Here is a 20,670-nt window from a genome sequence, read left to right as displayed (position 1 = left end):
TGCCGTTGATTTAACCCGCGGTAGGTTGGTAGGTTATTGAAGGAGTTGTCGAACGTGCATGCCAGTAATCCAAATGAAGCAAAGAACCGGACATCCCACGTTGGCTTGATCTTTATCCTGGGCTTGCTATCAATGCTGATGCCTCTGGCCATTGATATGTATTTGCCCAGTATGCCCATCATCGCGCAGGAGTTTGGCGTAGAAAGTGGTGCGGTACAGATGACACTCAGTGCCTATGTACTGGGGTTCGCCATCGGCCAAATGTTTTATGGGCCAATGGCCGATAGCATCGGGCGTAAGCCAGTTATCTTCTGGGGCACGCTTATCTTTGCTCTGGCGGGAATGGCTTGTGCCATGGCGCAGTCGGTTGAGCAACTGATTAACTTGCGTTTCCTGCATGGCCTGTCAGCTGCAGCCGCCAGTGTAGTGATTAATGCATTGATGCGAGATATGTTCACCAAAGATGATTTCTCGCGGATGATGTCTTTTGTGGTCTTGGTGATGACTATCGCGCCGCTACTGGCACCGATTATCGGTGGTGCCTTGTTGGTGTGGTTTAGCTGGCACGCCATTTTCTGGAGCATGGCGGGTGCGGCATTGGTGGGGGCGATACTGGTCGCGCTCTTTATTAAAGAGAGCTTGCCGAAAGAGAAACGGCAGCGGTTCCACTTGCGTACTACTATTGGCAATTTCGCGACGTTATTCCGCCATAAACGGGTACTGTGCTACATGCTGGCCAGCGGCTTTTCATTTGCTGGTATGTTCTCATTCCTCAGCGCCGGGCCTTTTGTTTATATTGATTTAAATGGGGTTTCTCCGCAGAACTTCGGTTATTACTTTGCGCTGAATATTGTCTTTCTGTTCTTGATGACATTGATCAACAGCCGCAATGTTCGCCGCTTTGGTGCACTGAAGATGTTCCGTTTTGGCATGTTAGTCCAATTTGTCATGGGGATCTGGTTGTTGGTGGTCTGTGCCACCGGGCTAGGATTCTGGGCGTTGGTGTTGGGAGTTGCGGCTTATGTTGGTTGTATCGCGATGATTACCTCAAATGCTATGGCCGTCATTTTGGATGATTTTCCGCATATGGCGGGGACGGCTTCTTCTTTGGCCGGAACCTTACGTTTTGGTATTGGCGCGGTAGTAGGAACGCTGCTGTCGATGGCACCATCACGGAGCGCCTGGCCAATGGTCAGTTCAATGGCATTTTGTATTATCGTCGCCATGCTGCTGTATCTGTATGCCAGCCGTCCGCATAAAGGTGCGGCAAACTAACCCTAATGAATTGAATGTGAAGGGCAGATGCTTTCGAGCCTCCCTTCACGTTTATTATTTGTAGCCAGTTTGTCAATTCCTGCCTTACTTATCCCACGCCCTTGTTTTACCTTTCACATCATTAAAGATCGCTCTATTTGCGCCTAAAAAGCGCAAAATTCTTGCGCTCAATCAACATAATAAGCACGCATATCATTATTTATTGCATAGTTTTGTCTGACACCATATTGTTAACTTTTTGAGCGATGCGTCAAAAAAGATGAATTTGTTATGACGTTATTTTTACCTGTTATTCTTGCTCGTAAGAGAGAAGTTGATATCAGTGAATTTATATATTTATCAATTAATTAAATATATTTCATTAGGTGTAATTGGCGGAGGATTGTTCCTTAAATGTAAAATATTGGCTGGTATTAAGTAATGGGTTTGCAAGAAAAATGGTTGAGATAGCCGCCATAAAGGTATAAATATAACGAAAAATGGGATCTAAATCTCAAACTGACAGTCTCAGGCTTGGTAAAGGGGACTGACTAAAGGCTAGAAACAGCACAAGAAATGGCATTGTAGATTTTAAGTTTCTAAATTGTTATCAAAGTTGTGTTTTGATGAGGTTTAAACCAAGCGCAATGGCAACTTAGAAGCTATAACTTTAATGAGTGTGAGTCATTGTGGTGCTTTGTGATTTTTGAATTTTTATTTTGACTAGGAAAAATACGTGAATAATATCCAACTTTCGGTAGTACATCGTCTGCCGCAAAGTTACCGTTGGTTATCTGGGTTTATCGGCGTCAAAGTTGAACCGATCCCACTTACGGCGATAGACGATAGCAATAATGATCTCATGGGACTGAAGTTATTGAGCCATGATGGTAAACATGCGCAGATTATCATGCAGCGCTTGCATCTCTCGTTACAAGAGATACAAGTGGACTCCGCGATTGTGGAATGGGAAGGTGAACCTTGCCTGTTTGTTCATCGCCAGGATGAAAGTGCGACCATGTGCCGCCTGAAAGATGTCGGTGTGGCTATTGCTGAGACCATGACAGCACTCTACCCTTTCTGATGCGCGATTAAGCGTTCGTCAGTTGTTATGCTGACGTTTTTTTATGCCCTGATGCGCGCTAAGCTAGTCTGCGAATTGCAATAATTGCTGGGTATATTGCTGTTTTGGCGCAGCAAAAATGGCCTGGCAGTCCCCTTGTTCCACTACTTCACCCTGTTTTAGCACAATCACTTGATGGCACAGTGACCGTACGACTTGTAAGTCATGGCTGATAAACAGGTAACTGAGTTGGTAGCGCTGCTGAAGGGATTTCAGCAAAGCCAGAATTTGTGCCTGCACCGATTTATCCAGTGACGATGTGGGTTCATCGAGGATAAGTAATTGAGGTTGCAGAATTAATGCACGTGCAATAGCAATACGCTGACGCTGTCCACCAGAGAACTCGGTCGGATATCGATAACGGCTCACCGGATCCAATCCAACTTCTTCCATCGCCTTAATCACACGTAGTTCACGATGCGCCGCACTGAGCTTCTGATGAACTTCCAGCCCCTCAGCAATAATCTGTTGAACGTTTAAACGTGGGTTCAGTGCCGAGTAAGGATCCTGGAACACCACTTGGATTCGGCTGCGATAAGGCAACATCTGCTTTGGTGAAAAATTATGCAGGGGCTGGCCATCAAACCAAATCTCACCTTGCGAGGGTAATAAACGCAGCAATGCCAGCCCAGTAGTGCTTTTCCCTGAGCCGGATTCACCCACCAAACCTAAACTTTCTCCGGGCTTTAAAGCAAAACTGAGATCTTTCAAAGCATAATGATGTGAGACAGTCCGGCGCAACAAACCACGTTTAATCGGGAAAGCCACTTGCAGCCCTTTGACTTCAAGTAAGGGCTGCAGGCCAGCCTGGAGTGGCAGTGGGTCGCCTTGTGGTTCGGCATCCAATAATTGGCGAGTATAGGCATGTTGTGGTGAGCTAAACAGCGCCTGACGGGTATTACGCTCAACCACGCGCCCCTCACGCATCACGGCCACGTTATCAGCCAATCGGCGAACGATATTCAGGTTATGGGTGATAAACAGCAAACTCATCCCCATCTCTTGTTTTAATTCTTTCAGCAAACTCAAAATCTGGGCTTGCACCGAAACATCCAGTGCAGTTGTTGGCTCATCGGCAATCAGGAGTTTGGGCTGAGTCAGGACAGCCATGGCAATCATGACGCGCTGGCGCTCACCCCCGGAAAGCTGATGCGGGAAATCAGCAAGTCGGCCTTTGGCATTGCGAATACCGACCCGGTCGAGGCACTGAATAATTTCTGCTCGGGCGGCTTCCTGCCGCATTCCACGGTGCAGTGACAGCACTTCAGATAGCTGCTTCTCAATAGTGTGCAGTGGATTTAATGACACCATCGGTTCCTGGAAAATCATGGAAATCTGATCACCACGAATGCCGCGCAATGTCGGTTCATCGGCATGTAATAGCGATTTACCGGCAAACAGGATATCACCACTGGGGTACACCACGGGTGGCGAGGGTAGCAGGCGCAATATCGACAGAGCAGTTACACTTTTACCTGAGCCTGATTCCCCGACCAAAGCCAGTGTTTCACCAGCATCTATTTGCAATGACAACTCGCTGACGACCTGGCGATCAACTCCAGCCTGGCGAAAGGCAATACTGAGATTTTGAATATCCAGAAGTGGGGCAGTCGCCATATCAGTACACCTTACTTGGGTCAAAGGCGTCACGTACCGCTTCGCCGATAAATATCAACAGAGATAACAACACCGCCAATACCAGGAATGCGGTTATTCCAAGCCACGGAGCCTGAAGGTTATTTTTGCCCTCCAATAATAACCCACCTAATGATGGTGACCCCATCGGCAAGCCAAAACCAAGGAAATCCAGTGAGGTGAGGGTGGTTATCGAGCCGCACAAAATAAAAGGTAGAAAGGTCAGAGTAGCAACCATAGCATTGGGCAGCATATGTCGTGACATAATCACGCGGTCACGTACCCCCATCGCCCTTGCCGCACGGATATAGTCATAATTTCGGGTACGCAGAAACTCGGCCCGCACTACACCAACCAGTCCCATCCAGCCAAATATCACGGTAATGGCGAGTAGCCACCAGAAATTCGGCTGCACAATACTGGACAGTAAAATGATTAAAAACAGGGTTGGCATGCCAGACCAGACTTCAATAAATCGCTGCCCCAACAGGTCAATTTTTCCGCCGTAATAGCCCTGTACTGCTCCGGCACAAATCCCAATCACACTGGAGAGCAGGGTTAATGTCAGGCCAAATAACAGTGAGATACGAAAGCCGTATATGATCTTGGCCAATACATCGCCGCCAGTGCTGTCAGTGCCGAGCAAATTAGTGCGACTCGGTGGCGAGGGAAAGGGTACGTCGGTGGCAAAATTAATGGTGTTGTTGCTAAAGCGGATAGGTGCCCAGATGGCCCAGCCATTGTCTTTAATCCGGCCAATAACGTATGGATCTTGGTAGTCCGCAGCCGTGGTTAAAATGCCACCAAAGGTCGATTCAGTGTAATTGACCATAAAGGGCATGTAAAATTTACCCTGATAGCTGACCAATAACGGCTTGTCGTTGGCTATTAATTCGGCAAACAAGCTGATAATAAACAGGGTTAGAAAGATCCACAGTGACCAATAGCCACGGCGGTTCTGACGAAACCGCGCCCAGCGGGCTTGATTAATTGCACTTAGTCGTTTGATCATTGGCGGCCCTCAAAATCAATCCGTGGGTCAACCAGGGTGTAAGTGATATCGCTAAGGATATTCAGTAGTAAACCAATCAGAGTGAAAATATAAAGAGTTCCAAACATCACCGGATAATCTCGCTGTAAGGTGGCGTCGTAACCCAGTAGCCCTAAACCATTCAGTGAAAACATCACTTCTATCAATAATGACCCAGTAAAAAACATACTGATAAAGGTGGCGGGGAAGCCCGCAATGACCAGCAACATGGCATTACGGAACACATGGCGATAAAGGATTTTCTCTTCGGGTAAACCTTTGGCGCGGGCAGTGACCACATATTGTTTACGAATTTCGTCCAGAAACGAGTTTTTGGTCAGCATGGTCAGTGTGGCAAAACCGCCAATTACAGTCGCCAGAACCGGTAATGTGATATGCCATAAATAGTCGGTTATCTTGCCGTACCACGGCAGGGTATCCCAGTTGCTGGACACCAGCCCCCGTAGTGGGAACAGATCGAAATAACTGCCGCCTGAAAATAGCACCACCAGTAAGATGGCGAATAAAAACGAAGGGATAGCATAGCCGATAATGATTAAGGTGCTGCTCCAGGTATCAAAAGCTGAGCCATTACGCACGGCCTTTTTAATACCCAAAGGAATGGAAACCAGATAAATAATCAGTGTGCTCCATAGCCCCAACGAGATAGATACCGGCAGGCTATGTTTAATCAACGACATAACGGATTCGCCACGGAACAGACTGTCGCCGAAATCAAAGCGCACATAACTCCAAAGCATATCGAAATAGCGCTGATGTAGCGGTTTATCAAAGCCAAAGCGCTGTTTTATTTCGGCAATGACCTCCGGGTCTAATCCACGTGAGCCACGATAGTTGCTATCACCAACTTGTGCGGCATTCAGGCCAACCTTAGCGCCACCTAATCCGCTATCGCCGCCACCGGCGCTATATCCGCTGGAATGCCCCAGTTCAATATTGGCTATTGCCTGATCAACCGGGCCACCGGGGGCTATTTGCACAATAAAAAAGTTAATAGTAATAATCGCCCACAGAGTGGGGATCACCAGCAATAGTCGCCGTAGCAGATATGCGCCCACAATCGCCCCCTAATGACGTTCTGTTGGCAGGCGAGCTGCCTTGTTGACATCAAACCACCAGCTATCAAAGCCGAGCGAATAAGTGGGTCTGTCTGCGGGCATCGAGAACTTATCCCAATAAGCAAAGCGAGCGTGGTTGGAATACCACATCGGGATCATCAAGTAGTTCCAGGTCAACACGCGATCCAGAGCGCGACCCAAAGATAGCAGTGCCTCTGGCTGTTCCTGATGTTTAATAATCAGTTCAATCAATTGGTCGATCGCCGGATCTTTAATACCCGAAGCGTTATAACTGGAATCAATATAAGCCGAACTCCACAAAATTTGCAGATTCGGGCTAGGGTAAGGGAAAGCCGTGTAAACCGTGGGGATCATATCGTAATCCCGGCTGCGCAGGCGGTTAACAAACTGAGAACTATCCACTTCGCGGATATTCATCGTTATGCCCAAACGCTGCAAATTATGCTTAAACGGTTGAACATATTGGAAGTTACTGCCGCTGAGTAACAGTAATTCAAAGACAAAAGGTTTGCCCGTCTTACTGTTCACTAATTGCTGGTTTTTTATTTCCCAGCCCGCCTCACTCAATAATTCGCGCGCTTTTAATAGATTATCGCGTGCGTTACCGGTGCCATCAGTGTGCGGTGGCTGGTAAATTTGAGTGAATACTTCCGGTGGTATTTTGCCTTTAAGTGGTGCCAACCAGGCTAATTCAGCGCTGTCAGGATAACCTTTAGCTGCATATTCCGTGTTTTGGAAGAAACTATTAGTGCGTTGATAACTGTCGAAATAAAATGCTTTATTCATCCAGTCAAAATCAAATGCCAATGTCAGTGCTTCACGAACTCGCCGGTCGCTAAAAATAGGGCGCTGGACATTAAACGCCAGCCAGCGGGTATTTTGAGCCGAATTATCAAGGATATCTTGTTTCACGATATAGTTTTTCGCAAAGTTACCGCCCACATATTGGGTCGCCCAACTCTTGGGCGAAGTTTCTTCGCGGAAATCAAAAGCACCGGCTTTGAATGCTTCCAATGCGACTTTATCGTCTAAATAATAATCATAACGGATGGTGTCAAAATTATATTGCCCGCGATTGACTGGCAAGTTGGCTGCCCAGTAGTCTTTGACTCGCTCATAGGTAATAAATTGGCCCATCTTATATTTGCCAATACGATAGGGGCCACTGCTGACCGGCGGCTGACTCAGTGGGTCACTGAGTTTATGATCTTTCCAGAAATGCTCAGGCATTACAGGTAAACCAAATAGGCCCAACATCTTATCTTTATTGGGTTCCGGGAATTCAAAACGCACGGTCAGGCGTGAAATAGCTTTTACCTGCACGCCTTTATAAACAATACGGAATTGCGGTACACCTTCAGTCATGAATTTATTGAAAGTGAACGCCACATCCTGGGCGGTAATAGGTTTGCCATCATGAAAACGGGCGCGAGGATTGATATCGACTTCAATCCAGTGAAAGTCGGGAGCAAAACGTGCTGATTCAGCAATCAAGGGATAATAGCTGCCAATCTCATCATCTGAGGTACTAAACAGCGAGTCATATAGACGTTCAGTGCGAACAGCTGGGTTGCCACGCAGTGCATAGCGGTTGAAGTTATCAAAGGTGCCAATTGCAGACAGCGTGATATCTCCGCCTTTAGGGGCCGCTGGATTGACATAATCAAAATGGCTAAAATCTGATGAATACTTAGGTTCGCCCAATATGGCAAAAGAGCTACCTTCTTTAATGGTTTCAGCTTGCAGACCAAAACTCAGGGCTGATAGCGCCAAGGCAGCAAATAGGCGTAACAACATATTGGTGGTGATCTCCTGCTGTTATTTTAGTAATAATAATCTTAAATGAAATTACCAGTTTACAGAGGTAAAGCAAACATTAAGCCAGTGAGTTTTTGTTACGAAGTTTTTTGCATGCAAAATTTGACTAAATTCTCAACAGACAGCGGTTTGCAGAGTAGGTATCCTTGTAGGTAGTTAACGCCATGTTGTGCCAGGTATTGGAGTTGCTGTTCGGTTTCTACACCTTCTGCGACGGTTTCAATATTGAGTTTGTTCGCCAACATTAATACTGCATCTAATACCGGGGCAGCAACAGTATTAATACCGATAGTACTGACAAAACCACGATCAATTTTAATAAAGTCTAAAGTAAAACGTTCTAAATAAATCAGTGCGCTGTGCCCAGTACCAAAATCATCAACAGCGATTTGTATCCCTTGAGAACGTAACCAGGCAAATTGCTCAATTGCTAATTCTTCTTCAACCATACCTCGTTCGGTAATCTCGAATACCGGCGAAAATACATTGGTATTTAATTGTTGTAACATTTGAGTGACATCTTTGCGGAAGTTATCATCAGCAAGGTGAACCGGTGAAATATTAAAGGCCAATTTAACTCCTGCCGGAACATGAGTTGCCATTAATTTGCTGTCTTTAATGATTAATTCAAATAAATGCCGGGTAAGGGGCTGAATTAGATGTTGAGCTTCAGCATAGGGAATGAAGAGATCAGGGGATATACGCCCTTCGATCGGGTGTTGCCAGCGGATAAGCGCTTCCAATCCTGATATGGAGCGGTCATCTGACCGGAATACGGGCTGGTATTCAACAAAGAACTCGCCACGTCGAATACCACGTAAAATTTCAGCTTCCGCACTTTGGCTGGCAATTAAAATATAATAAGCCAGAATGCCGACCAAACCTGCAAGTAACAATCCACCCAACAAAGTCATACGGATATCATCCGCAGTTAGACTGTTATGATAAATCAATATCTTAATAGGGTAGCCGGGGAGTTGGATTTCACGTGCATCACGCATAGGTAACTGACTGATAGGAATAACTTTAGCGTCAAAAGTCGTTACTGCCAGTTCATCAATAATGATAGCTAAGCCGTTGACCTGGTTATTCGAATAATTCAGTAATAGGTAAGGATGTAATGTCAGTTCCAGCGTTGCCAGTACGCCGGTATTCCCGCGACCCGCTTCCCGTAGCCATACACCTATTGCCGGTTTGTTGGGCATCATCGGCGTACCTTGCTGAATTTTAAAATCTAACGGCTGGGAGACATTAATTTTAGGATATAGCGCACTAACGGGCACATTCATTTCGCCCGTGGCCGAAGAGCAATAAGTAATATCATTCCGCACCAATAAAAAAGCCCTGACACCATTCGTAAATGCGGCGCGATAATGCAGTGCAGGGCTGGCCTGCTCACAACTTTTTGCACTCAATGGGATAAGCTGAGACATGGTTGTTGTCAGTTCATTAAGGAACTGGGATGAATAGGAGATAATATGGTCGCTCTGTGTTGTTAATTTACGTTCACTACTGCGATAAAGTAATGACAACGTAATTATGACAAAACAAATAAAAAAACAGAGTGCAATGATGACACTTTTTTTAACAAGGTGGCGTCTGGATAAAATATTGCGGGAGAACGCACTGTTTGAACCCATGTTACGCCGCTCCTCAGCAAAATCGATAAAGTGTTATGAGTATAAGTAAGTTAGTAGCACAGCGCTACCAATTTGCTAGGGAGTAATATTGGCATTAATAAGTTTATCGATTTGAAATTCTATCCAATATAAAAGCAAAGATGCGATGTAAATGCATCAAGTCTGTGGTGTAAGTGAATTTCATTTTTATTGGAGTATTTTAGAAATACATATCCATAAAACAAATTTTTAGCTTAGTAACACAATCTACTTTATTCCAGAAAGGATAATCGTTGGTTTATATGTCTTAGTGCCAGAAAACTCTTGGTTTAGCGGGGCGGATTTTACACGGAAAATTCTTGAATTTCGCTGTGTTTGGCAAAAAAGGACGTTTCCTACAAGAGGGGGGCAGGGGACTACAAAGGAATGTATTTTGGCAATAAAAAACGCTGCCAAGGCAGCGTTTCATCGTTTCGTTTGGTATCTCGGACAACAGGAATAAAAATCAGTTAGCTGCGCGAACCGCTACTTAGCACTCGCCGGCCATCACGATAACGCTTATTCCAATAATCTTCATTTAGGCTCGATATTGTCACACCGACACTGGTCGATGCATGGACAAACTTATCGTTACCTAAATAGATACCAACGTGGCGGCCAGTCGAACCCGCTCTGAACAGCACTAAATCACCAGGGCGCAACTTAGTACGTTGGATTTTTTTGCCAAGATCCTGCTGCTCAGATGTTGAGCGTGGCAAATCCATACCAAATTGTTCACGGAAAGTCGTTTGAACAAACGCAGAACAATCAATACCACGTTTGCTGCTACCGCCTAAACGGTAACGAACCCCTTTCCACCCTGCATACTGTTCTAAAATCTTCGACTTGACGTCAACGTTGCGCACCATCGCTTCGAATTCATCCTGAGAGGCTTGCAGTAAAAGCCCATCTTTGTCATTAACTGCACGCATCTCAGTTTGCGTATTATGTAAGTTCGAAGTCTGTGGTGAACTACATGCGGATAACATTACCGCTGCTGCAACTGCAGGAATAACCCGCAGAATATATCTCATAATAGGTTGAGACTTGACCATTGTTGTTGTTTTCCCTTGCTGTCCTTACGACGGATGTCGCTACCAAAATGCCAAACGAATCGAGATTATTGATTGTGGTCAGATGAGACAATCACTTAACCAAATAAATGTGCAGGAACGCACAATATTAATCAGGATAAGGGTGAAACGCCGGTATCCGAGCACAAACGTTTTTGAGATTACCGTAATGACTAATAAAAGGCGAGAGCTTTTATGCCCATAATTTTACAAAATGTTAATGTTACATAATGTAATATTATATATTAAAAGTGGATAGCTGAATTTGTAGCCGTTTGGTGATAATAAATGAGCAAAAGCGTTAATTACAGATAGAGCAAAAATTAGGCTTTTTTGCTCTATCATAAAGCAGGGCGCGGGTTACCGACTTTTTGAGCTGGGCAGATTTCGATTAATGACATCAATGATTTTGTCACTGAGCGGTGTCAGTAATATCCAACTCATTCCCACCAAAACAATTGAGAGCGAACCGACTGCAATATCAGTAAACCAATGTGCGCCAATCATTATTCGTGGCATAGAGAAGATAACCACGATGACTAAAGCGATGGCAAAAGCACCTCGAGAAAAATAGCGCAACATAAAGCAGGCGAAAATCATCAGCATCATGCCGTGATCGCCAGGGAAACTGTCGCTTGATGCATCTTTGGTTGGAATACCGGTTAACTCACTGACGCGGTTAATATTCTCAAAAGTCAGTGTCGGGCTGGGATGCGAAACGGGCAGCAAGTGGCCGAGTTGATTGAGGATAACCGCTGTTAGCAGCATAACAAATCCCGTGACGATCAACCGACGTCGGCCTGCGGTGTTTTCCTTCATATAGAAGTACAAATAAAGCAGCCCCATGCAAATCAGGGAGATAACATCAAAGGCCCGATTATTGGTCAGCGCCACCAAATGCAGAAATGAAGGGCTGGACAGCAAATGCTGGTTAAAATAGAAGAATATTGCGGAATCTATTTTAAACCAAAAACCGTGGTTCGCTGGAATATACCAAGAGAAGAACAGAGCTATTCCAAGTAAATTGAGCAGTAGTATTGTCGGCAAATTACGACGGGTCATGCGATGGCCTTTAATCTATAAATTGTCAGTGTAAGAACGGTGCAGTAAATAAATTTGGGCGCATTATACTCCTTTGTGTAATCGAGTCCTCAATAATTCATGCTGTAATACATTCCAGTCAGCGTCAGTTGTGCTAATGAGTTCAATTCTGCTATCAAGTGGTGGAACCTGGCGAGTTTCAATTTTCAAGTCATGCCCTTGACGGTTAACTACCAGAGTGCCCTCAGGAATTCGCATCACGCCTTTTACACGTTCTACCGGATTTAATCGTACCCACTCCAATAAGGGGACTGTGTCAAATACAGTATCGGCATTAAATACCCAACCACAACTCAGATAACCTTGACCCTGATTAAGGGCTCGACGCCAAGGTTCATTACCTTTCAAACTCAATGCAGCCAATCCTTTTTGTCGTGTTGAGCTGTGATGATGTATGCCGTCGGGTAATTCATCATTATTACTGTGCGGCATATCCAGCAGAGCAATATCAATCTTCCCTTGCTCTGCATAATAGAGTGGGCGTGATACTGGTTGTTTTTCATGCCATTGTTTTAATACAGCGTAATCCGTCTCGCTATAGGCATCTTGTTTATTCGCTACGAGAATATCGGCTGCGGCCAGTTGATCACGGAAGTTTTCATTTTCTGTATAGCGTGGCTCACTCAACTGGCGAGCATCCAGTAGGCTCAGAGTGGCATGCAAAGAGATCCATGGTTGGTAAATCTCTGAAGTTAATAAGGATAGAATTTGTTTGGGATGGCCCAATCCCGTAGGTTCGATCAGTAACCGATCTGGTTTTGCCTGTTGTAGCAACATATTCAAACCGACTTGCATGGGTAGCCCATTAACGCAACACATGCATCCGCCGGGTATTTCTTTTAATACCGCACCACTGTCAGCCAATAGTGCGCCATCAATACCGATCTCGCCGAATTCATTGACCAGAACCGCCCATTTTTCGTGTGCCGGTTTTTGCGCCAATAAGTGGCGAATGGTGGTGGTTTTGCCACATCCCAAAAAGCCGGTAATCAAGTTCGTTTTCGTCATCAGAGTTCTCCGATATTAAATTTTTTTTTAATGCCCTATTAAGTTTAAGGCCATTTGTGCCGTAGTTATATGTAGAGGATATAACACTGAGAAGGCTTATTTTGAAACGAAAAAAGCCAAAACACAGAGTATTTCCTAGGGGACTTAGGAACGACGCCTAATGGTTATATCAAGATAGGAAATATAATTTGTTTCATCGAGGGTTTTTAGTGAGTTATTGAAAGAGTAGCGCTATAAAAAATGCTCTATCATTTCCATTGCTCAGCCTGGAATCCTCTATCATTTAAAATGACAGTTATGAGAGTCGAGGTAGTTATGAGCAAATATCGGGTACATATTCTATTAGCAATATTGTTTTCATGGACAATATCTTTTGCCGCAAGTAGCGCGCAGTCTACCCTATCAGCGAGCGGAACAATTACATTTTCCGGAGCTATTGTAGAAAGCCCATGTGATACCTCATTTTCGGATCAAACGATAACAACCCGCTGTTATCGCAATGGTGAAACACTGACTCAACGACAAACACTCTCACGTAATATGTCATTGGCTTCCCAGTTACCTAATCAGTTGGCGTCTTCAAGCCTGGAATGGCTGAACCCGCAACGTAGTTTGGGTGTTTTGACCGTCACTTACCTCTGATGCTCCAAACTAAATTAATTATCCTATAAACACGGCTTATTATATTGATAAGCCGTGTTAGTTTCTCGAATGTTTACTTCTGCATTGAAATTGTTTGACCGCAATGAAATTGTTTGACCGCATGATATACTGGTTGTTATTCAGACACCCTTTGGTCAGGCCAATTTAGTATTTTTGATGCTAATACCTGATGCAGGAAATAAGGTTATGCGGTTATATCAGGAAGTTGGCAGTCAGCTGCGAGAAGCAATTATCAGTGGGCAATATAATTTGGGCGATCGTTTACCGCCTGAGCGTGATATTGCCGAAAATTTCAGCGTCAGCCGCAGTGTCGTGCGCGAAGCATTGATTATGCTGGAGCTGGAAAAGTTAGTGGAAGTGCGTAAAGGTTCCGGCGTCTATGTGGTGAACGTTCCCGATAGGCCCGCAAATGGTGAGTCTGTCGTGTCTGCCGACAGTGGCTATGGCCCGTTTGAACTGTTGCAGGCTCGCCAATTATTGGAAAGTGAAGTTGCTGCTTTTGCTGCGATGCAAGCCACTAAAGCAGACATCATCAAAATGCGTCAGGCCATTGAGCAGGAAAAAACGGCATTAGATGCTGGTGCTGTAGATGAAAGTGCAGATGAGCTGTTTCACTGCTTGCTGGCCCAATCGACTCAAAACAGTGTCTTGGCCAATATGGTCGCAGAGGCATGGCAGGCGAGAAAAACCAGCGCCATGTGGCAAGGAGCACATAGCCATACTCTTGATTTCAGCTACCGTTGGCAATGGATGGAAGATCACCAAAAAATCCTGCAGGCCGTGCTGCGCCGAGATAGCAAAGCAGCCAAGCAAGCTATGTGGCAGCATTTGGAAAATGTAAAAGTAAAATTGCTTGAGATCTCAGATGCTAACCATCCCGATTTTGATGGTTATTTGTTTGAGTCTGCGCCATATCAACTCGAAGAGTAATTTACCCTGCGGCCTTGAAGCTACAGGGGTGTTGGCTGCGCTCACTCACCCGAATCACTTACTTGTGTAAGCTCATCGGGATTCGCTTGCTTGCCGCCTACCTGTAACTTCAATGACTTTGGGTAAACCCTGCGGCCTTGAAGCTACGGGGTGTTGGCTGCGCTCACTGTTCTGGTTGGATTTAAGAAGCCTCATTCTTGAGGCTCCTCCTGTTAGCTCGCTAAATTAAGCCTGCTGAGCCAAACGTTTTACAGTTTCTTTTGCGCCAACCTGCTGAAGGCTGAGATAGGCATTTGTTACGGCTTGAACAAATTCGGGTTGCTGCGGTAAGGATTCACCAAACAGTGATTTCAGGGACAGCAAACTCTGTACTCTGGCGACGCCGTCTTCGCTATTCTCAACGCATGTTTTAAAGCTATCTACCATTGGGTCACGAATATCAATAGCTTGCCCGTTATCATCTACACCGCTCACATAGCGCATCCAACCTGCGATACCTAATGCCAGGCAACGATATGGGCCGCCATTTTGTAAATGCCAACGCACTGAATCCAGCATCCGTTGTGGCAATTTCTGGCTACCGTCCATGGCGATTTGCCAGGTGCGGTGCTTTAACGATGGATTGCTATAACGCTCAATCAACTGGTCGGCATAAGCATTCAGATCAATGCCGGTGACACGCAGTGTTGGAGCCTGTTCTTCCATCATCAGACGACGTGCGGTCAGACGATAATTTTCATCTGCCATACAGTCATTAATATGTTGATAACCGGCCAGATATCCCAGATAGGAGAGATAAGAATGGCTACCGTTCAGCATGCGCAACTTCATTTCTTCAAATGGCAATACATCATCGACTAGCTGCACGCCTGCGACCTGCCAGTCAGGGCGGCCCGCTACAAATTTGTCTTCAACCACCCATTGAATGAAAGGTTCACAGGCAATACCGCAAGGATCGGCCACACCCAACGTATCGGCTATCTCTTGTAGTGTTTCTGGCGTGGCAGCCGGAACAATGCGATCGACCATGGTATTAGGGAACGTGACATTTTGCTCTATCCAGCTTGCCAACTCAGGATCGCGAGCGGTTGCCAGGCCGAGAACGGCATTTTTTACCACATGACCGTTTTCCGGAATATTATCGCATGACAGCACTGTAAACGGCGCTAGCCCGCGTAAGCGACGCAACCGCAGTGCTTCAACCAGAATACCGGGAGCAGAAGTTGGGGCATCAGGGATAGCCAGGTCGGCGCGAATAAACTCATTTTGCAGATCCAGTTGTCCGGTGCCGGGCTCAATGCAATAACCTTTCTCGGTAATGGTCAGTGACACGATAGCCACTTGTGGTTCGGCCAATTTCTCCAGCACCTGCATGACACCGTCTAAGCGGGCATGCACAGATTCACACACCGACCCAACGACAATGGCTTGATTGCTTTGCGCACCTTTTTCCAACACCGAGAAAAGGTGATCTTGTTGACGTAAATTTTGGATCAAAACATCAGCACCAAACAAGCTGACTTCACAGATACCCCAGTCTCCCCCTTGTTTATTTAATACCCTGTCAGTCAGTAGCGCCTGATGCGCGCGGTGAAATGCGCCAAAACCGATGTGAACAATACGGCTTTTCAGTGCAGTTCTATCATAAGTAGGCAGTTGTACGGTGTTGGGAAGGCTGCTGTTGGCAATAGTGTTCATTCGTAGCTCCAGAATCATTGACCCCATGGATATAACAAAGGGGATACCCGTGGGGTGGTAGATAAAAAAGTTGTTAGACCAGTTTCGTTTGGCTTCTGTAGAAAAAAAAGCCACACCATACTGACCGTTTTCTTTTGCTCGTTGCCATGCAATAACGGCTTGCAGTGTAAAGCCATATGACAGAAAATAAAATTGGTAAGTCCAATATTGATTATATTCGTGAAGTGGATCAACCAATGAGGTTTTGCTTTTTGACACGCAGCGCTTAAAGAGTAAGGATAAAGCTGAGTGATACCTCTTGGAAATCGGTATAACAACATTGTCTGTATGAAAACATTGTCTGTATGAAAACATTGTCGGTATAAAAACATTGTCGATATAAGCGTATTAGTCGGCATAACAAATTGTATGCACCTAAACAGCTTACGTAGAAGGTAAAAATAAATGGAACAAACATGGCGTTGGTATGGCCCAAATGATCCGGTGTCGTTAGATGATGTCCGTCAGGCTGGTGCTACCGGAGTAGTGACTGCATTACACCATATCCCGAATGGTCAAGTCTGGCCGGTGAGTGAAATCAAACAGCGTCAGGCTGAAATAGCGGCTAAAGGGTTGGTATGGTCGGTGGTGGAAAGTGTACCGATTCATGAGGATATAAAAACTCATAGCGGTGATTACGAAAAGTACATCGAAAACTATCAACAAACCCTGCGTAATCTTGCCGAATGTGGCATTGATACCGTGTGCTATAACTTCATGCCGATATTGGACTGGACACGTACCGATCTGGAATATCAATTGCCGGATGGTTCCAAGGCACTGCGCTTTGATCAGATAGCCTTTGCTGCTTTTGAACTACATATCCTCAAACGCCCAGGTGCGGAGAAGGATTACACCGCTGAAGAGCAGGCGCAGGCGAAAACTTACTTTGACGCGATGACCGAGGCTGATATTGCCAAGCTGACAGGCAATATTATTGCTGGTCTGCCGGGGGCAGAAGAAGGTTATACACTGGATCAATTCCGTGCGCGCTTAGCTGAGTATGATGGTATCGATAAAGCGCAACTACGTGAAAATATGGCGTATTTCCTGCGTGCGATTATACCGGTTGCTGAACAGGTCGGCCTGCGTATGGCGGTACACCCGGATGATCCACCGCGTCCAATTCTTGGCCTGCCGCGTATCGTTTCTACGATTGAAGATATGCAGTGGCTGAAAGAGACCGTTGACAGTATTCATAATGGCTTCACTATGTGCACCGGCTCTTATGGTGTACGTGCAGATAATGATTTGGTGAAAATGATCGAAACCTTTGGCGATCGTATTCACTTCACTCATTTGCGTTCGACTTGCCGTGAAGGGAACCCAAAAACTTTCCACGAAGGTGGTCACTTGCAAGGTGATGTCGATATGTATTCGGTGGTTAAAGCGATTTTAACTGAAGAGCAACGTCGTCAAGCTGCTGGAGATATGCGTCCGATTCCGATGCGACCAGACCACGGCCACCAAATGCTGGATGATTTACATAAGAAAACCAATCCGGGCTATTCCGCGATTGGTCGTTTGAAAGGATTGGCAGAGGTTCGCGGAGTGGAGTTGGCCCTAAAACGCACATTCTTCCCTGAGCTTAAATAGCCCTTCATCTTTCAAACTGCAGGTGTGTTGGCTGCTCTCAATAACCCGAATCACTTACTTATGTAAGCTCATCGGGATTATCTCGCTTGCCGCCTTCCTGCATCTTGAAATCTATAGGGCATAGTTTGGGTATAAAATAGTTAAGGGCCGGTTTTCCGGCCCTTAATAATTTGAAAGATGAAGGGTATTAGTCTGCACGGCCCATATAGCGGCGCTCTGCAATATGAATACGGATTTTCTCACCAGGGCTGATATATTCTGGCACTTGAATAGATAAGCCGGTACTCATTACTGCCGGTTTGTTGCGGGCACTGGCTGACGCGCCTTTGATGCTTGGTGCGGTTTCAACAATTTCCATATCAACAGTCTGTGGCAATTCCAACGCCAGCAATTGACCGTCCATTGTCAGAACTTGCATCCCCGGCATTCCACCTTCAGGAATAAACAACAGTTCTTCTTCAATCTGCTCTTTTTTGAAGTTGTATGGGGTGAAATCTTCGTCATCCATAAAGACGTATTCGTCGCCATCGATGTAAGAAAAATTCACACTGCGGCGCGTCAAAGTGATGGTATCGAGGATCTCATCACCTTTAAAACGCTCTTCAACTTTTAAACCGGTACGCACATCAGAAAAGCGCATTTTATACAAAGTGCTGGCACCACGGGCACTTGGGCTTTGCACGTCGATATCTTTCACCAGCAGTAATTTGCCGTTGAGGTTGACCGCCATACCGCGTTTTATTTCGTTAGCTCTTGCCATTTATTAACCGCCAATCAGGATTGAAGATAAGTTGCGACAAGTTACTCGTGCCGCGTGATTCAGGCAAGGAGATAGCGCAAAAAAGAGTAAGATTTTCGTGACAAAATTGGCCTTATGCATACACCGGTAACAGACCCAATAACGCTGCAATATGAGCCACAGCATTGATCAGGCCAAACAGGATAATAAAGCCAATCATAAAGCGCCCACCCGGTGCGCGATAACTTGCTTGTGGGAAGCGTTTACGACTGGCGCGCGCCATCAATGCAGGGACAATAACCGCCCAAATGGTGGCAGCTAAACCAGCAAAGCCAATGGCGTAGAGAAAGCCATTCGGGAACAGCAACGCCCCGACAGTGGGGGGAACAAAAGTGATTAATGCCGATTTGGTACGCCCGCCGCGGTCATCAGTGAATTTAAATAAATCAGCAATAAAGTCGAACAAACCAAGGGATACCCCAAGGAATGAACTGGCCAATGCCATATAAGAGAAGGCATTCAGCAGTTGGCTGGTGGCTTGACTGGCAGAGACGGTATCCATCTGTTTCAGCAAACTGCCAATGTTACCGCCGTCAGCAATAACTTGTTTGAATGCATCCCGGGCAATATTGCCCTGAATGGCGTACTGCCACAGGATATAAATGGCCAGCGCTATCAACGTGCCATACAGCAAGCTACGCACCACCGCTTTGCTGTCTTTATGGTAGTACTTCACCAACCCCGGCACATTACCGTGGTAGCCAAAGGAGGTCAGTAAGTAGGGCAGTGCAGCTAATGCGTAAGGTAAATAACTGGCATTGCTGTCAGTTTGATTGAACAGAACCGCGCTTTCCACATGGCTAAACATATCACCGACAGACATGACGAATGTAATGACCATTCCGCCGATCAATATGGTACTTAAGCGGTCAACGGCGCGGGTGGATAACCAGACAATAAATGCCACCAAAACGGCAAAGATAAAGCCCGCACTGGTCTGGCCAATACCTGCAATATTTTCCAGCGTATGAGTAATAATCGACCCGCCAGCCGAGATATAGGCGTAGGTCAAAATATAGAGTACAAAAGTGATAGATACACCATTAATGGAGCTCCACACTTTACCCAGCAGGTCTTGCACCATTGTGTGGAAACTGGCCCCGCTCGGATAGTTCAGATTAGCTTCCAAAATCATCAAGCCGGAAATCAGCATACACGCCCAAGTATAAATCAGCAGCATGACTGAGCCACTGAACCATACTCCCGCCGTCACGATGGGAATTGAGAACATCCCCGCACCTACTGCGGTGCCGGCGACTATCATTGCGCCACCGAGGACGGAGGGACGCGAAAGGGGTTGGGATACTTCCATCGACATTTAATTTCACTCCAAATTCTCGTCGTACTTGAAGTTGCAGGGGTGTTCGCTGTACTCACTCACCCGAATCACTTACTTTTGTAAGCTCATCGGGATGAGTTCACTGGCTGCCTACCTGCAACACCAATTACTTTGAGAATATATAATATGGTAATTGTTCTTTTGTACTAGCTCAATGGTACATGGTGGGAGTGAAGCTGTAAACAGATGAATATGCTTATGTGGGTAGTTTGGTCAGTGATTAGTCTTGGTTCAGTGTGAGCTTCTGATTGAATATCGTCCTAATAGGTGGTTTTTAGGTTAAAAAGTGAACTGAAAATGATGAGGGGATCGGGGAAAGCTGTGTGCGGGCTCGGCTATTAAGCTGTTGAGCAAGGATAGTGCTGGTAGTTAACGAGGGGGATTGCTATTGTCCGCTGCTATTCCACCAGCCTACAGGAGCCTGCTGATGGACTGTCGCTCAGATTGCGGTGCCTGCTGTATTGCTCCTTCGATTTCCAGCCCGATCCCCGGTATGCCATTCGGCAAGCCTGCCAATACCCGTTGCCTGCATTTGGATGACAATATGCGCTGCGGTATTTTCCATTCGCCATCGCGCCCGGCGGTATGTGCCAGCCTGCAAGCATTGCGGGAGATGTGTTTTGATACGCGCGAACAGGCGCTGGTGTATTTGATTAAACTGGAAGCGGATACTGCGCCTTAATCGATGGCTGGCTCGGCGAGAAAGCACGGTGAGCCAAGGGTTTACCGCACCTAGGGGCGCTCCGACGGCTTACGGCGTTACGACCCCAACGGCACGATTCTCCTTGGTTCAATTTGTCAGCAAT

The 20,670-nt window shown here is 46.0% G+C and carries 17 protein-coding genes; 6 read left to right on the top strand and 11 right to left on the bottom strand.

What is annotated here, in order from left to right:
• The first annotated feature begins 54 nt into the window (after window positions 1–54).
• Window positions 55–1,275 (top strand): Bcr/CflA family multidrug efflux MFS transporter, encoded by a 1,221-nt coding sequence (locus FTB31_RS03370; protein ID WP_050077883.1) that lies wholly within the window; start codon window positions 55–57, stop codon window positions 1,273–1,275.
• A 715-nt stretch (window positions 1,276–1,990) separates the two neighbouring features.
• A complete protein-coding gene (locus tag FTB31_RS03365) occupies window positions 1,991–2,338 on the top strand; it encodes a YejG family protein (protein ID WP_050077882.1) in 348 nt (115 codons plus the stop codon).
• 63 nt (window positions 2,339–2,401) lie between these two features.
• On the opposite strand, the gene yejF is transcribed toward FTB31_RS03365, so the two are convergent.
• From yejF to FTB31_RS03325, 8 genes are all read right to left on the bottom strand, one after another.
• Entirely contained in the window at window positions 2,402–3,994 is a 1,593-nt protein-coding gene (yejF, locus tag FTB31_RS03360) for a microcin C ABC transporter ATP-binding protein YejF (RefSeq protein ID WP_227731097.1), read from the bottom strand.
• A 1-nt stretch (window position 3,995) separates the two neighbouring features.
• Window positions 3,996–5,024, bottom strand: coding sequence for an ABC transporter permease (locus FTB31_RS03355; protein WP_019079952.1), 1,029 nt, complete (start codon window positions 5,022–5,024; stop codon window positions 3,996–3,998).
• A complete protein-coding gene (locus tag FTB31_RS03350; RefSeq protein WP_077173866.1) occupies window positions 5,021–6,121 on the bottom strand; it encodes a microcin C ABC transporter permease YejB in 1,101 nt (366 codons plus the stop codon). Before FTB31_RS03350 ends, FTB31_RS03355 begins: the two co-directional genes overlap by 4 nt.
• A gap of 9 nt (window positions 6,122–6,130) precedes the next feature.
• The gene (locus FTB31_RS03345; RefSeq protein WP_050077876.1) at window positions 6,131–7,939 is read right to left on the bottom strand and encodes an extracellular solute-binding protein; all 1,809 of its coding nucleotides are present in this window, start codon (window positions 7,937–7,939) and stop codon (window positions 6,131–6,133) included.
• Between the two features lie 98 nt (window positions 7,940–8,037).
• A complete protein-coding gene (locus FTB31_RS03340) occupies window positions 8,038–9,600 on the bottom strand; it encodes a cyclic di-GMP phosphodiesterase (RefSeq protein WP_050077875.1) in 1,563 nt (520 codons plus the stop codon).
• A gap of 488 nt (window positions 9,601–10,088) precedes the next feature.
• Window positions 10,089–10,673, bottom strand: a complete 585-nt coding sequence (mepS, locus tag FTB31_RS03335; RefSeq protein WP_005161836.1) for a bifunctional murein DD-endopeptidase/murein LD-carboxypeptidase — start codon at window positions 10,671–10,673, stop codon at window positions 10,089–10,091.
• 378 nt (window positions 10,674–11,051) lie between these two features.
• Entirely contained in the window at window positions 11,052–11,753 is a 702-nt protein-coding gene (locus FTB31_RS03330; RefSeq protein ID WP_050077872.1) for a phosphatase PAP2 family protein, read from the bottom strand.
• Window positions 11,754–11,816: 63 nt separating this feature from the next.
• On the bottom strand, window positions 11,817–12,800 hold the full coding sequence (locus tag FTB31_RS03325) for a CobW family GTP-binding protein (RefSeq protein WP_050077871.1): 984 nt from the start codon (window positions 12,798–12,800) through the stop codon (window positions 11,817–11,819).
• Between the two features lie 315 nt (window positions 12,801–13,115).
• On the opposite strand from FTB31_RS03325, the gene FTB31_RS03320 reads away from it, so the two are divergent.
• Window positions 13,116–13,442, top strand: a complete 327-nt coding sequence (locus FTB31_RS03320; RefSeq protein WP_050077869.1) for a type 1 fimbrial protein — start codon at window positions 13,116–13,118, stop codon at window positions 13,440–13,442.
• A 207-nt stretch (window positions 13,443–13,649) separates the two neighbouring features.
• Window positions 13,650–14,393 carry a GntR family transcriptional regulator gene (locus FTB31_RS03315; protein ID WP_050077868.1) on the top strand — a complete coding sequence of 248 codons (744 nt, stop codon included), beginning with the start codon at window positions 13,650–13,652 and terminating at the stop codon, window positions 14,391–14,393.
• A gap of 225 nt (window positions 14,394–14,618) precedes the next feature.
• On the opposite strand, the gene FTB31_RS03310 is transcribed toward FTB31_RS03315, so the two are convergent.
• Window positions 14,619–16,091 carry a mannitol dehydrogenase family protein gene (locus tag FTB31_RS03310; RefSeq protein WP_077173867.1) on the bottom strand — a complete coding sequence of 491 codons (1,473 nt, stop codon included), beginning with the start codon at window positions 16,089–16,091 and terminating at the stop codon, window positions 14,619–14,621.
• 444 nt (window positions 16,092–16,535) lie between these two features.
• On the opposite strand from FTB31_RS03310, the gene uxuA reads away from it, so the two are divergent.
• Complete coding sequence (gene uxuA / locus FTB31_RS03305; protein WP_050077867.1) at window positions 16,536–17,726, top strand: mannonate dehydratase; 1,191 nt, start codon at window positions 16,536–16,538, stop codon at window positions 17,724–17,726.
• A 187-nt stretch (window positions 17,727–17,913) separates the two neighbouring features.
• Here the strand turns inward: uxuA and yeiP are convergent, their stop codons facing one another.
• Together yeiP and mtr are read right to left on the bottom strand one after the other, a co-directional pair.
• A complete protein-coding gene (gene yeiP / locus FTB31_RS03300; protein ID WP_004389501.1) occupies window positions 17,914–18,486 on the bottom strand; it encodes an elongation factor P-like protein YeiP in 573 nt (190 codons plus the stop codon).
• 112 nt (window positions 18,487–18,598) lie between these two features.
• Complete coding sequence (gene mtr / locus FTB31_RS03295) at window positions 18,599–19,843, bottom strand: tryptophan permease (RefSeq protein ID WP_227731096.1); 1,245 nt, start codon at window positions 19,841–19,843, stop codon at window positions 18,599–18,601.
• A 448-nt stretch (window positions 19,844–20,291) separates the two neighbouring features.
• On the opposite strand from mtr, the gene FTB31_RS03290 reads away from it, so the two are divergent.
• Window positions 20,292–20,546 (top strand): YkgJ family cysteine cluster protein, encoded by a 255-nt coding sequence (locus FTB31_RS03290; protein WP_004389504.1) that lies wholly within the window; start codon window positions 20,292–20,294, stop codon window positions 20,544–20,546.
• The last annotated feature ends 124 nt before the right edge of the window (window positions 20,547–20,670 follow it).

The sequence above is a fragment of the Yersinia proxima genome, assembly GCF_902170785.1.
In the GTDB taxonomy this organism is placed as follows: domain Bacteria; phylum Pseudomonadota; class Gammaproteobacteria; order Enterobacterales; family Enterobacteriaceae; genus Yersinia; species Yersinia proxima.
The sequence above is the reverse complement of the archived record's forward strand: the minus strand, read 5'-3'. Positions and strand labels throughout refer to the sequence as shown.

Coding starts and splice junctions, on each gene's coding strand:
- yejF (WP_227731097.1), bottom strand. CDS start 3,994: ATGGCGACTGCCCCACTTCTGGATATTCAAAATCTCAGTATTGCCTTT.
- FTB31_RS03355 (WP_019079952.1), bottom strand. CDS start 5,024: ATGATCAAACGACTAAGTGCAATTAATCAAGCCCGCTGGGCGCGGTTT.
- FTB31_RS03345 (WP_050077876.1), bottom strand. CDS start 7,939: ATGTTGTTACGCCTATTTGCTGCCTTGGCGCTATCAGCCCTGAGTTTT.
- FTB31_RS03340 (WP_050077875.1), bottom strand. CDS start 9,600: ATGGGTTCAAACAGTGCGTTCTCCCGCAATATTTTATCCAGACGCCAC.
- mepS (WP_005161836.1), bottom strand. CDS start 10,673: ATGGTCAAGTCTCAACCTATTATGAGATATATTCTGCGGGTTATTCCT.
- FTB31_RS03330 (WP_050077872.1), bottom strand. CDS start 11,753: ATGACCCGTCGTAATTTGCCGACAATACTACTGCTCAATTTACTTGGA.
- FTB31_RS03325 (WP_050077871.1), bottom strand. CDS start 12,800: ATGACGAAAACGAACTTGATTACCGGCTTTTTGGGATGTGGCAAAACC.
- FTB31_RS03320 (WP_050077869.1), top strand. CDS start 13,116: ATGAGCAAATATCGGGTACATATTCTATTAGCAATATTGTTTTCATGG.
- FTB31_RS03315 (WP_050077868.1), top strand. CDS start 13,650: ATGCGGTTATATCAGGAAGTTGGCAGTCAGCTGCGAGAAGCAATTATC.
- FTB31_RS03310 (WP_077173867.1), bottom strand. CDS start 16,091: ATGAACACTATTGCCAACAGCAGCCTTCCCAACACCGTACAACTGCCT.
- uxuA (WP_050077867.1), top strand. CDS start 16,536: ATGGAACAAACATGGCGTTGGTATGGCCCAAATGATCCGGTGTCGTTA.
- yeiP (WP_004389501.1), bottom strand. CDS start 18,486: ATGGCAAGAGCTAACGAAATAAAACGCGGTATGGCGGTCAACCTCAAC.
- mtr (WP_227731096.1), bottom strand. CDS start 19,843: ATGTCGATGGAAGTATCCCAACCCCTTTCGCGTCCCTCCGTCCTCGGT.
- FTB31_RS03290 (WP_004389504.1), top strand. CDS start 20,292: ATGGACTGTCGCTCAGATTGCGGTGCCTGCTGTATTGCTCCTTCGATT.